Source organism: Pseudomonas anguilliseptica (genome assembly GCF_021375795.1).
Classification (GTDB): Bacteria; Pseudomonadota; Gammaproteobacteria; order Pseudomonadales; family Pseudomonadaceae; genus Aquipseudomonas; species Aquipseudomonas anguilliseptica_A.
The window spans coordinates 152910-165355 of record NZ_JAEIOI010000005.1 but is presented as its reverse complement, the minus strand read 5'-3'; the positions used below and the strand labels follow the sequence as shown (position 1 = coordinate 165355).

Here is a 12446-nt window from a genome sequence, read left to right as displayed (position 1 = left end):
GTACACAGGTTGCTGGGTGCGTTTGGGACTGTACGGAGGTCGACTTGGACAAGAACATGAAAATCCTCATCGTTGATGACTTTTCAACGATGCGACGGATCATCAAGAACCTCCTGCGTGACTTGGGGTTCACCAACACTGCCGAGGCCGATGACGGCACCACGGCCTTGCCGATGCTGCAAAGCGGCAGTTTCGATTTTCTGGTAACGGACTGGAACATGCCCGGCATGACCGGGATTGACCTGCTGCGCGCAGTACGCGCGGATGATCGTCTGAAAACCCTGCCGGTGCTGATGGTGACGGCCGAGGCCAAGCGCGATCAGATCATCGAAGCAGCTCAGGCTGGGGTTAATGGCTATGTGGTCAAGCCGTTCACTGCCCAGGTGCTGAAAGAGAAGATTGAGAAGATCTTCGAGCGGGTCAACGGCTGATGTCTGCCATGAGGGTGCTATGGAACATAAAGATTCCGTTCAAGGCGACCTTGAGTCGACCCTGAAACACAACGCTCGCCAACTGGTCGACACCCTGGAACAGGGCAATTTTGGTGAAGCGGTACAGCTGATTCATGAACTCAACAAGGCGCGTGATCGTGGCCTCTATCACGAGGTTGGCAAGCTGACCCGTGAGTTGCATAACGCCATCGTCAATTTTCAGCTTGATCCGCGCGTGCCCCATGCCACTGAGGTGTCGCAAATCACCGATGCCACCGAGCGGCTCAATTATGTAGTGACGATGACCGAGAAAGCGGCCAATCGCACCATGGATCTGGTCGAGCAGAGTGCGCCGCTGGTCAACGATCTCAGCGACGAGGCTCAGAGCCTGAGCGCCGATTGGGGGCGTTTCATGCGCCGCGAAATGAGTGCTGACGGCTTTCGTGAGCTGGCCAAGCGCGTCGAGTTGTTCCTTGCTCGTAGTGAGCGCGATGGGGCCAAGCTATCTGCTCACCTCAACGACATTCTGCTGGCTCAGGACTTTCAGGATCTGACCGGGCAGGTGATCAAGCGCGTCACGCAGTTGGTCACTGATGTTGAAAGCAACCTGCTGAAACTGGTGCTGATGGCCAGCCAGGTGGATCAGTTTGCCGGCATTGAACACAACCATGAGTTGCTCCGTGCCGAACAAGAAAAACAAAAAGAGCCTTCCCGTGGTGAAGGTCCGCAGATTCATGCCGATAAGCGTGAAGACGTCGCATCGAATCAGGATGATGTCGACGACCTGCTTTCCAGCCTGGGATTTTAGGAGCACGTCTATATGAGCTTCGGCGCCGATGAAGAAATCCTCCAGGACTTCCTGGTAGAGGCCGGCGAGATTCTTGAACTACTGTCCGAGCAGTTGGTGGAGCTTGAAAGCCGCCCGGACGACATGAATCTGCTCAACGCTATTTTTCGCGGTTTCCATACCGTCAAAGGTGGTGCCGGTTTTCTCCAGCTCAATGAACTGGTGGAATGCTGCCATATCGCAGAAAACGTCTTCGACATCCTGCGCAAGGGTGAGCGGCGCGTCGACTCCGCATTGATGGATGTGGTGCTGGAAGCACTGGATGCCGTCAACAGTATGTTCAGTGAGGTCCGCGAGCGAACTGACCTGACCCCAGCGACGCCTGAGTTGCTGGCGGCATTGGCTCGCCTGGCTGAGCCAGCCAGTGCTGATGAGTTGGTGCAGGCCGACGTGCCGGCAGCTGAGCCTGAGCCTGAGCCTGAGCCCGAGCCCGAACCGGCGGTTGCTCAAGCCTCGGCAGGTGATATTACCGACAGCGAATTTGAACAACTGCTCGGTGCTCTGGATGAAACGCCAGCCCCCGCGGCTGTTGCGGCTAGTAGTGACGAGATTACCGACGACGAGTTCGAGTCGTTGCTGGATCAGTTGCATGGTAAAGGCCAGTTTGTAGCCGATGTGAGCGCTGCCCCGGTTGTGCCAACTGCACCACCGGCAGCTCCGGTGGCCGCCAGCAGCAGCGACGAAATTACCGATGATGAGTTCGAGTCCTTGCTTGATCAGTTGCACGGCAAAGGGCAGTTCGTGCCGCCGCCGGTTGCAGCCGCTCCTGCTGCCAAGGTTGAACCTGTTGCTGAGGCAGCGGGTGACGACATCACCGATGATGAGTTCGAGGCCCTGCTGGATCAGTTGCATGGTAAAGGCAAGTTTGTTGAGCCCGAGGCCATTAAGCCGGTCGCACCAACGCCTGCGGCTAAACCGGCAGAACCGGCCAAAGCGGTCGCCAAACCAGCACCCAAGCCCGCTGCCAAGGTCGAACCAGCCAAGGCGCCTGCCGCTGCGGCGGCTCCGGTAGCGGACAAGGTTGCACCGCCTAGCGAGGCGGAAACCACTGTACGGGTCGATACCGCGCGGCTGGATGAAATCATGAACATGGTGGGTGAACTGGTGCTGGTGCGTAACCGTTTGGTACGCCTCGGGGCCAGCAGTGCCGATGAGGCTATGTCCAAAGCGGTATCCAACCTGGACGTGGTCACGGCAGATCTGCAGACCGCCGTGATGAAAACCCGTATGCAGCCGATCAAAAAGGTATTCGGCCGCTTCCCACGCCTGGTGCGTGACCTGGCGCGCAACCTGAAGAAAGAAATCAACCTGGAACTGGTCGGTGAAGAAACCGATCTCGACAAAAACCTGGTTGAGGCACTGGCCGATCCGTTGGTTCACTTGGTGCGCAACGCTGTCGACCACGGCATTGAAACCCCAGAAGAGCGTGAGGCTGCCGGTAAAGCCCGAGGCGGCAAGGTGGTGCTGTCTGCCGAGCAGGAGGGCGACCATATCCTGCTGTCGATTTCCGATGACGGCAAAGGAATGGATGCCGATGTGCTGCGTGCCAAGGCTGTGGAGAAAGGCCTGCTGGACAAGGACGCGGCCGATCGTCTCAACGAATTCGAATGCTACAACCTGATTTTTGCCCCAGGTTTCTCGACCAAGACCGAGATTTCCGACGTGTCCGGCCGTGGTGTAGGCATGGACGTGGTGAAAACCAAGATTTCCCAGCTCAATGGTACGGTCAATGTGTTTTCGACCAAGGGGCAGGGGTCAAAAATCGTCATCAAGGTGCCGCTGACTCTGGCCATCATGCCGACGCTGATGGTGATGCTGGCCAATCAGGCGTTTGCTTTCCCGTTGGTCAACGTCAACGAGATCTTCCACCTCGACCTGTCGCGCACCAATGTCGTCGACGGCCAGGAAGTGGTGATCGTGCGCGACAAGGCCTTGCCGCTGTTTTATCTCAAACGCTGGCTGATCGGCAGTGCGGCACATGTTGAGCAAGGCGAGGGGCATGTAGTGATCCTTACCGTTGGCAGCCAGCGTATCGGCTTCGTGGTCGATCAACTGGTCGGTCAGGAGGAAGTGGTTATCAAGCCGCTGGGCAAAATGCTGCAGGGCACTCCAGGTATGTCCGGCGCGACCATTACCGGTGATGGTCGCATCGCCCTGATTCTTGACGTGCCGAGCATGCTCAAACGTTACGCACGGCGTATGTGATTGTTAGCGATGCAGGTGTCTGTCGCATCGTTTAGGAGTGTTTATGGCTGTTAAGGTGTTGGTGGTTGATGACTCCGGTTTTTTCCGCCGGCGTGTGTCGGAAATTCTGTCGGCCGATCCGAATATCCAGGTGATCGGCACTGCTACCAATGGCCGTGAAGCCATCGAACAGGCGCAGGCGCTTAAACCCGATGTGATCACCATGGATTACGAGATGCCGATGATGGATGGCATCACGGCTGTGCGTAACATCATGCAGCGCTGCCCGACCCCGGTCTTGATGTTTTCCTCCCTGACCCATGAAGGCGCACGGGTGACGCTCGATGCGCTGGAGGCCGGTGCGGTTGATTTTCTGCCGAAGAATTTCGAGGACATTTCACGCAACCCGGAGCGGGTCAAACAACTGCTCTGCGAGAAGATCCACACCATTGCGCGCAGCAACCGCCGCAGCCTTAACCCGCCGTCGGCAGCGCCAGTAGTGCCAGCGGCAGGCCTTAGCAAACCGGCTGCCCGTCCTGCGCCAACCAGCACGCCGGTCAGCCGGCCAGCTGTTGCGCCGACACCGGCCCCTGCGGCCAGCAGTGCAGCGCCCAAGCGTAAGTCCTACAAACTGGTTGCCATTGGCACGTCCACCGGCGGCCCCGTCGCGTTGCAGCGGGTCCTGACTCAGCTGCCAGCCACGTTCCCGGCTCCGATCGTATTGATTCAGCACATGCCGGCAGCGTTTACCAAGGCCTTTGCCGAACGCCTCGATAAACTGTGTCGCATCAGCGTCAAGGAAGCCGAAGACGGTGATGTTCTGCGTCCGGGCCTGGCATTGCTGGCTCCTGGCGGCAAACAGATGATGATTGATGCGCGTGGGGTGGTGAAAATTCTCCCAGGCGATGAGCGCCTGAATTACAAACCCTGTGTTGATATCACCTTTGGTTCAGTGGCCAAGTCCTATGGCGACAAGGTGCTGGCAGTGGTGCTCACGGGCATGGGCGCGGACGGCCGTGAAGGCGCGCGTCTGCTTAAGCAGGGCGGCAGCCAGGTGTGGGCGCAAGACGAAGCCAGCTGCGTGATTTATGGCATGCCGATGGCCATCGTCAAAGCCAACCTGGCTGATGCGATCTACCCGCTGGATGACATTGGCAGGCATTTGGCGGAGGCCTGCGCTTAATGGATGTACTGAGCCTTATCGGGGTCATCCTGGCATTTGTCGCCATCCTCGGTGGCAACTACCTGGAAGGTGGTCATGCCGGAGCCCTGCTCAATGGCCCGGCTGCCCTGATCGTGGTAGGCGGTACGCTGGGGGCTGCGTTTCTGCAGGCCCCGGTGAGTGTATTCAAGCGTGCGCTGGCGATTATCAGCTGGATATTCTTTCCGCCGCGAATTGATCTGGCCGGCGGTATCAATCGCGTGGTGGGCTGGAGTATGACTGCGCGCAAGGAAGGCCTGCTGGGGCTGGAAGCGGTGGCTGATGCCGAAGCTGACCCCTATGCCCGCAAAGGTCTGCAACTGCTGGTTGATGGTGCCGAGCCTGAAGCCATTCGCAGTATTCTCGAGGTCGATCTGTACACCCAGGAAGGCCGCGATATCCAGGCCGCCAAGGTGTTCGAGAGCATGGGTGGCTACGCTCCGACGATCGGCATCATCGGTGCGGTGATGGGCCTGATCCATGTGATGGGCAATCTGGCTGACCCAAGCATGCTGGGCAGTGGTATTGCCGTAGCCTTTGTCGCGACCATCTACGGGGTTGGTTTTGCCAACCTGTTGCTATTGCCGATTGGCAACAAACTCAAAGCCATTGCCCAGCGACAGTCGCGTTACCGCGAAATGCTGCTTGAAGGCATCCTGTCGATTGCCGAGGGTGAGAACCCGCGCTCCATCGAATTGAAGCTGCAAGGCTTTATGGACTGATGGGGACAGCGCATGGCCCGCAGGCGTCATCACGAAGAACATGAAAACCACGAGCGTTGGCTGGTCTCCTATGCCGACTTCATCACCTTGCTGTTCGCGTTTTTCGTGGTGATGTATTCGATCTCCTCGATCAACGAAGGCAAGTACAAGATTCTTTCAGACAGCCTGACTGGGGTATTCAACCAGCCTGATCGAGCGATCAAGCCGATTCCGGTGGGCGATGAGCGACCGCGCACAACCGAGCCGGATCGTTCACTGGTGGATGAGGAAACCACGCTCTCGGCTGCGGACTCACTGGAAAGCATTGCCAACAGCGTGCGCGAAGCCTTTGGCGACCTGATTCAGTCCGAGCAGCTCAAGGTCAGTGGCAACGAGTTGTGGATCGAGATCGAGCTCAGCTCCAGCTTGCTGTTCACCAGTGGCGATGCGATCCCCAATAATGCCGCGTTCGACATTATCGAAAAGGTCGCCAAAATTCTGGCACCTTATGAAAACCCGATTCATGTGGAAGGCTTTACCGATAACCTGCCGATTCAGACGGCGCAGTTCCCGACCAACTGGGAGCTGTCTACCGCGCGGGCGGCCAGTATCGTGCGTATGCTGACCATGGATGGGGTCAATCCCAGCCGACTGGCTGCTGTTGGCTATGGCGAATTTCAACCAGTGGCGGACAATAGCACTGCAGAAGGCCGCGGACGTAACCGTCGGGTGGTACTGGTGATATCGCGCAATCTTGATGTGCGCCGCAGTGTGAGTGGTGTTGGCAGCGCCAATGCCAAACCCGATGCGGCCTTGCAACGGGCTGGCACGCAACCTGCACCAGCCCCAGCAGCGCCGGCCCCGCAAGCGGGAGCCGTCAATCCCCCGTCGCCGGCCCCATAAGGGTGACCCCGTTCTCGGTCAGGCTATAGCTGTACCGGGAGGATGATAACGATGAGAGTCTGGGCAGTAGCCAATCAAAAAGGTGGAGTCGGCAAGACCACCACATCAATCGCCCTGGCAGGCCTGTTGGCCGATGCCGGTAAGCGTGTGGTGGTGGTCGACCTCGACCCCCATGGATCCATGACCAGCTATTTTGGACACGATCCGGATAGCCTGGAACACAGTTGCTTTGACCTATTTCAGCATCAGGGCAGTGTGCCGCGTGGTTTGCCGCAGCAACTGCTGTTGCCCACCAGCCATGAACGTATTTCCCTGCTGCCGTCGAGTACGGCGCTGGCCACCCTCGAGCGTCAGTCGCCTGGGCAGAGTGGTCTGGGGCTGGTGATTGCCAAGAGCCTGGCGCAGCTCTGGCAGGATTTCGACCATGCGGTGATCGACAGTCCACCCTTGTTGGGTGTGTTGATGGTCAATGCCCTGGCCGCCAGTCAGCAGCTGGTGATTCCGGTACAGACCGAGTTCCTTGCCGTCAAAGGCCTGGAGCGGATGGTCAATACCCTGGCGATGATCAACCGTTCGCGCCAGCAGGCTTTACCTTACACCATTGTGCCGACCCTGTTTGACCGCCGTACCCAGGCCTCCATGGGCACACTGCGGGTGCTGCGTAATAGTTATCCGGATCATCTGTGGCCAGCTTACATTCCGGTGGATACGCGCTTGCGTGATGCCAGCCGGGCAGGGCTCACGCCTTCGCAATTTGATAACAACAGCCGTGGTGTGATTGCCTATCGTGCGCTGCTCAAGCACTTGCTGTCGCAGCAGATCGCGGCGCAGGTCGCCTGAGATGAAAAGCTATGCTGAAGTGGTTGGCTCAAGTCTGTCGCTAGAGCGGCCGATAGTCTGTACAGATCGTTATTTTGGGTTGTGTTCATGAGTCGTCCCCTTGCCACCGCAACACGTCCGCAACTGGCCTTGCAGTCCTACCTGGACGGCTTGCTGCAGGATGCTGCGAGTGAGTTGGCCGATAGTCTTGAGGCAGATGATTTCAGCGCCGATAGCATTAGCCTGGATGAGTTCGAGGCCGCTGTGCTGGAAGAGCAGGTGCGTGATGCCCGCATCATTGCGCAGGTACCTGTCGCCAAACCGGTGATTGAGCTGGCACCACGCCCGCTGGTGTTGCCGACCATAGAAATGCCTTTACCTGCGGTTGAGACGCCAGAGCCGGTGCCAGTCGTAGTGGCTGAAAACCCGGTGAGTGAAGCCGCGCAGGCCGCACCTGATGCCTTGGTGGTGCCTGAGTTGGTGCAGCAGGGACGGCCTGAGTGGGCCGAAGGGCCATTCGAGTGCCTGTTGTTCGATGTGGCCGGGTTAACCCTGGCGGTTCCTCTGGTATGCCTGGGCTCGATCTATCCTCTGCAAGGCCAGGAGCTCACGCCATTATTTGGCCAGCCAGACTGGTTTCTCGGCATACTGCCGTGCCAGGCAGGCAACTTGAAGGTACTGGATACCGCTCGCTGGGTGATGCCGGATCGTTACCGCGATGATTTTCGTGAAGGCCTGCAGTATGTAATTTCCGTGCAGGGCTATGAGTGGGGGCTTGCAGTGCATCAGGTCAGCCGCTCGATTCGCCTGGACCCCAATGAAGTGAAGTGGCGCAGTCAGCGTACTCAGCGCCCATGGCTGGCGGGGACGGTGATCGAACATATGTGCGCCTTGCTGGATATCGCGTCTCTGGCCGAATTGATTGCCAGTGGTGCGGCCAAGCGTATGGCAACCAACCGGGTACATTGAATAACGCCAGGCGGTGCGATGAGCGCAGCTTTGCAACTATAGTAATGACAGCGGGATATACACCCGCGATCGCCGCCGCGAGCGGTTCATGACGAGGCTAGGGACATGAAGAAGAGTTCTGCACAAGGTTCTGAAGATCCGATTCTGCAGTGGGTGACTTTCCGCCTGGACAACGAAACCTATGGCATCAATGTGATGCAGGTTCAGGAAGTCCTGCGTTATACCGAGATTGCCCCTGTGCCGGGTGCTCCGAGCTATGTGCTGGGCATCATCAACCTGCGCGGTAATGTGGTCACCGTGATCGATACCCGTCAGCGCTTTGGTCTCGACTCCAGTGAGGTCACGGATAACACGCGCATCGTAATCATCGAGGCCGACAAGCAGGTGATCGGGATTCTGGTCGACAGCGTGGCCGAGGTGGTTTACCTGCGCCAATCGGAAGTGGAAACCGCGCCGAACGTGGGCAATGACGAATCCGCCAAGTTTATCCAGGGCGTCTGCAACAAGAACGGCGAGCTGCTGATTCTGGTTGAGCTGGACAAGATGATGAGCGAAGAAGAGTGGTCCGAGCTGGAGAGCATCTAAGCCATGCTCGACGTGCTGCTGATCGCGCTGGCCTTGGTCTGTCTGGGGCTGGTAGGCGCTTGCATCTGGCTGACCCGGCAGCTGCGTGATGCCATCAAACTGCAGGGCGAGCGTGATGCGGTGCGTGATCGGCGGCTCAAGGAGCTCAGCCGGCGACTGGACGCCTATCTGACCGGTAGCGTGCAGATGGGTGAAGAGTTGCATGAGTTGCGCCGGGTGGTCGCACCGCTACCGGACAAGCTCAATCAGATCGAGCAGCGTGACCCCAGCAGCCTGTCATTCACCCAGGCCGCCCGTCTGGCTGGCATGGGTGCCAGCGTGGATGATCTCACTCAATCTTGCGGTCTGAGCAAGGCCGAAGCTGAGCTGATCAGCAAGATGCAACAAGCCAAGTTGCAGCGCTCCTGATTCCTTAACAACCTTCAAGATGCTGCAGGTCCCTCCAATAGGCGCAGCGGCGGCGTGATATCGGTATCACGCTCACTGCCGGCCGGCGCTTTGCCCTTCAGGTACCAGGCAAAGGCAATGATTTCCGCGATGCAGCGATATAGCTGTTCGGGGATGGCATCGCCCAGCTCCAGGCGTGCCAGCAGGCGCACCAGTTCGGCATTCTCATAGATCGGCACTTCATATTCGCGGGCAATGGCCAGAATGGCTTCGGCCAGTTCGTCGTCGCCTTTGGCGCTGAGTACGGGTGCGCTCTGGCCGTCATAGGTCAGGGCGATGGCTTGGCGGGGGGCGCTTTTCTTCATGCGGTTTCGTCTACCCAGCGTTGTTCCAGAGTGGTGCGCGGGCCGCGCGGTGGCATGCCCTGGTGGCAGGCCAACTCACCGACTTGCAGGCCAGCATCGCTAAGGCGTTGGCGCAGGTTTTCCAGTTCCGCATCGATCAGGTTCACGGTGCTGCCGCGCTCAGCCCACAGCTGGCTGGACAATCGGCCGTGGGCCAGTTGCGCCTGCACCTGCAAAGGGCCCAGTGGGTCCAGATCAAAAGCCAGTTCCACCTTCCACAGCGGTTCCTTTTTCTCGGGCTTGCCTTGCGGGTTGCCCTCATCGCGCTGGATCTTGACCTGCAAGGGCACTAACTCCTGTTGGTTGCGCATGGGCAGCTCCAGTTGCCAGGTGGTGAGCAGGTTACCGTCCGGGCCGACCTGGCTCTGCGCGAGGCTGGAGAGTTGGTGGGTCTGCAAGCGTGAAATGGCGGCGGCGGCAAGTTTCAGCAGGGCTTCCAGATCGGCTTCACCGTCCATGGCCTGGAGCAGACGTGAGGGCAGGGGAAAGCTCAGTGCCTGTTGACGGTTACTGGCTTTGCCCAGGCTACCCAGCAGATCGCGAGCCAATGCCGGCATTGCCTGTGCCAGGCTGGCATTGGCAGCGGTCAGCGGAGTGCCCGCAGGCAGATTGGGCAGCAACTGGGTAATCAGGCGCAGCAGATTGGCCTTGAGGTCGGTCGGCAATGCCTGGCCCTGGCCACCGAGTAATTTGCTTTCCAGCAGGATGCCACTGTTCTCCAGGGCAGCCGCCAGGCCCTTGGCGGTACTCAGCTGGGTGGCGTCGGGCAGTGCGCCGAAGAGCTTATCAATGCTGGTACGCAGGCCTTCACTCATCTCGGCATTGCCGCGCAGGCTCTGCAGAGCGTTGAACAGGCCTTCCAGAGAGCCCTGACGACTACCTTGCATGCCCAGTTGCTGGCTCAGGGCGAGCTGATCGAGGCGTCCGCTCAGCGGTAGAAAGTTCAACGCCTGGCTGCCCTGTACCTGGGCGCTGAGCAGGCTGCCTAGGGGTAGGGCCAGTGGGGTTTCCAGGGACAGTTTGCTGCCGGCCAGAGGTGTGTTGAGCAGGTTGACCAGCACTTTGTAAACCACCTGCTGCGAGCGGCTTTGCAATAACTGCTCGCGTGCTATCACCTTGCCCTGCAGCAGGGTGCCAACTGGCAGCTGCTCCAGGTCCAGGCTGGTCAGGGGCTTGTCGGTGCCCATCAGGACGGACAGAGCCAGGCGAGTTTCCGACAGGGCCGTCACCGCCAGTGATGTGCCCTGGGCAATCGGTCGTGGGCTACTGGCTTCCAGGGTGTTTTGGCGACCATTTTCCAGGGTCAGTTTGAGCAGCATCTGAAAGCTCTGCGCCACTTCCTTGAGGGCGATCACCTCGGCCTTGGCGGTTTCACCGCTGGCCAGCAAGCCTTGCATGGGTTGCAGCAGTTTTACCGCCAGATCGGCCGCTACGGCATTGGGGCGGCTGCTGGGGGGCGCTGGCGGCAGGGGCCGCGGGCTGCTGATTTCGCTCATTGGCGGGTTACACCCTGTCGAAAATGCCCGCTGCGGCAGGCGGAGCTGGGCATGTATAATCGCGCCCCGTCTGGTTCGGCTGCGCATTCCACTTGCGTCAGTATAGCGGCCAAGACTCTGCTGACTTGAACAGCTTTTGCCATCCATCTTAGGTGCCAATGCCTTGACCAGCCCTCTTCTTGAAGCCGTTGCGCTCGCTTGTGAGCGGGATTGGCGCATGCTCTTCGAGCGCCTGGAGCTGCGTCTGGTTCCCGGTGAGATGCTGCAGGTGGTTGGTCCCAACGGCAGCGGCAAGACCAGTCTGTTGCGCCTGTTGGCTGGGCTGATGCAGCCGACTGCCGGTGAGATTCGCCTGAATGGCCAGCTGTTGGCGGCGCAGCGTGCCGAGCTGGCACGTAACCTGTTGTGGATTGGCCATGCCGCCGGCATCAAGGGCTTGCTCACTGCCGAGGAAAACTTGACCTGGCTCTGCGCCCTGCATCAGCCGGTCGAACGTGAGGCCATCTGGCAGGCGCTGGCGGCGGTGGGGCTACGCGGTTTCGAGGATGTGCCCTGTCATACCCTGTCCGCCGGGCAGCAACGCCGCGTGGCGCTGGCCCGTCTGTATCTGCCGGGCCCGTCACTTTGGGTGCTGGATGAGCCGTTTACTGCGCTGGATAAAGCTGCGGTGGCGCAGCTGGAAAGCCACCTGGCTACCCATTGTCAGCAGGGCGGTCTGGTGGTGTTGACCACGCACCACGAACTGACGGTCAAACCGGCCGGCTACCGTGAGCTTGACCTGGGACAACGCACGCCATGAGCAATGTTTTTACCCTGCTGCTGGCCCGTGAGGCGCGCCTGTTGTTTCGCCGCCCGGCCGAGTTGGCCAATCCATTAGTGTTCTTTGCCATTGTGATTGCGTTGTTTCCATTGGCTGTGGGCCCACAGACGCAGTTGTTACAAAGCCTTTCGCCTGGCCTGGTGTGGGTGGCAGCGCTATTGGCCGTGCTGCTCTCGCTGGACGGGCTGTTTCGCAGTGATTTCGAAGACGGCTCGCTGGAGCAGTGGGTCCTTTCGCCGCACCCCCTGGCTCTTCTGGTTCTGGCCAAGGTGCTGGCACACTGGCTTTTCTCGGGGCTGGCGCTGGTGCTGTTGGCACCAGTTCTGGCATTGATGCTGGGTTTGCCGGGGCGCTGCCTGCCGGTGCTGCTGATCTCGCTGCTGCTCGGTACACCAGTGCTGAGCCTGCTCGGTGCGGTTGGGGCTGCGCTGACCGTGGGTCTCAAACGCGGTGGCCTGTTGCTCGCGTTGCTGATTTTGCCGTTGTACATCCCGGTGCTGATTCTCGGCAGCGGTGCGTTACAAGCCAGCCTGCAAGGATTGCCGGCGGTCGGCCACCTGTTGTGGTTGGCCAGCCTCACCGCATTGGCGGTGACCTTGACACCTTTTGCCATCGCCGCTGGTCTGACGATCAGTGTCGCTGAGTAGACAATAAGCCTGAATGGCCGGTTGAGCTGGGTGCCTGCCTGCGCCCTGACCA

14 protein-coding genes are annotated in these 12446 nt (G+C 59.4%); 12 read left to right on the top strand and 2 right to left on the bottom strand.

Features of this window, described 5'->3' with window-relative positions; translation table 11 throughout:
* The first annotated feature begins 56 nt into the window (after window positions 1-56).
* The 10 genes from IOD17_RS16730 to IOD17_RS16685 all read left to right on the top strand — a co-directional run bounded on the left by IOD17_RS16730 (window position 57) and on the right by IOD17_RS16685 (window position 9048).
* The gene (locus IOD17_RS16730; protein ID WP_177480012.1) at window positions 57-431 is read left to right on the top strand and encodes a chemotaxis response regulator CheY; all 375 of its coding nucleotides are present in this window, start codon (window positions 57-59) and stop codon (window positions 429-431) included.
* A gap of 19 nt (window positions 432-450) precedes the next feature.
* Window positions 451-1239, top strand: coding sequence for a protein phosphatase CheZ (locus IOD17_RS16725; protein WP_233686160.1), 789 nt, complete (start codon window positions 451-453; stop codon window positions 1237-1239).
* Window positions 1240-1251: 12 nt separating this feature from the next.
* Window positions 1252-3483, top strand: a complete 2232-nt coding sequence (locus IOD17_RS16720; protein ID WP_233686159.1) for a chemotaxis protein CheA — start codon at window positions 1252-1254, stop codon at window positions 3481-3483.
* 43 nt (window positions 3484-3526) lie between these two features.
* A complete protein-coding gene (locus IOD17_RS16715; protein ID WP_233686158.1) occupies window positions 3527-4645 on the top strand; it encodes a protein-glutamate methylesterase/protein-glutamine glutaminase in 1119 nt (372 codons plus the stop codon).
* Window positions 4645-5385 (top strand): flagellar motor protein, encoded by a 741-nt coding sequence (locus IOD17_RS16710; RefSeq protein WP_233686157.1) that lies wholly within the window; start codon window positions 4645-4647, stop codon window positions 5383-5385. Before IOD17_RS16715 ends, IOD17_RS16710 begins: the two co-directional genes overlap by 1 nt.
* Window positions 5386-5397: 12 nt before the next feature.
* Window positions 5398-6267, top strand: coding sequence for a flagellar motor protein MotD (motD, locus tag IOD17_RS16705; protein ID WP_233686156.1), 870 nt, complete (start codon window positions 5398-5400; stop codon window positions 6265-6267).
* Window positions 6268-6318: 51 nt separating this feature from the next.
* Window positions 6319-7107 carry a ParA family protein gene (locus IOD17_RS16700; RefSeq protein WP_233686155.1) on the top strand — a complete coding sequence of 263 codons (789 nt, stop codon included), beginning with the start codon at window positions 6319-6321 and terminating at the stop codon, window positions 7105-7107.
* Between the two features lie 87 nt (window positions 7108-7194).
* A complete protein-coding gene (locus IOD17_RS16695) occupies window positions 7195-8055 on the top strand; it encodes a CheW domain-containing protein (RefSeq protein ID WP_233686154.1) in 861 nt (286 codons plus the stop codon).
* A gap of 105 nt (window positions 8056-8160) precedes the next feature.
* Window positions 8161-8640, top strand: coding sequence for a chemotaxis protein CheW (locus IOD17_RS16690; protein WP_108490500.1), 480 nt, complete (start codon window positions 8161-8163; stop codon window positions 8638-8640).
* A gap of 3 nt (window positions 8641-8643) precedes the next feature.
* On the top strand, window positions 8644-9048 hold the full coding sequence (locus tag IOD17_RS16685) for a DUF2802 domain-containing protein (protein WP_233686153.1): 405 nt from the start codon (window positions 8644-8646) through the stop codon (window positions 9046-9048).
* Between the two features lie 14 nt (window positions 9049-9062).
* Here the strand turns inward: IOD17_RS16685 and IOD17_RS16680 are convergent, their stop codons facing one another.
* Together IOD17_RS16680 and IOD17_RS16675 are read right to left on the bottom strand one after the other, a co-directional pair.
* The gene (locus tag IOD17_RS16680) at window positions 9063-9392 is read right to left on the bottom strand and encodes an EscU/YscU/HrcU family type III secretion system export apparatus switch protein (protein WP_233686152.1); all 330 of its coding nucleotides are present in this window, start codon (window positions 9390-9392) and stop codon (window positions 9063-9065) included.
* A complete protein-coding gene (locus tag IOD17_RS16675) occupies window positions 9389-10927 on the bottom strand; it encodes a flagellar hook-length control protein FliK (RefSeq protein WP_233686151.1) in 1539 nt (512 codons plus the stop codon). Before IOD17_RS16675 ends, IOD17_RS16680 begins: the two co-directional genes overlap by 4 nt.
* Before the next feature lie 163 nt (window positions 10928-11090).
* On the opposite strand from IOD17_RS16675, the gene ccmA reads away from it, so the two are divergent.
* On the top strand, window positions 11091-11726 hold the full coding sequence (ccmA, locus tag IOD17_RS16670; RefSeq protein ID WP_267925883.1) for a cytochrome c biogenesis heme-transporting ATPase CcmA: 636 nt from the start codon (window positions 11091-11093) through the stop codon (window positions 11724-11726).
* Window positions 11723-12394 (top strand): heme exporter protein CcmB, encoded by a 672-nt coding sequence (gene ccmB, locus IOD17_RS16665; protein WP_233686149.1) that lies wholly within the window; start codon window positions 11723-11725, stop codon window positions 12392-12394. Before ccmA ends, ccmB begins: the two co-directional genes overlap by 4 nt.
* The last annotated feature ends 52 nt before the right edge of the window (window positions 12395-12446 follow it).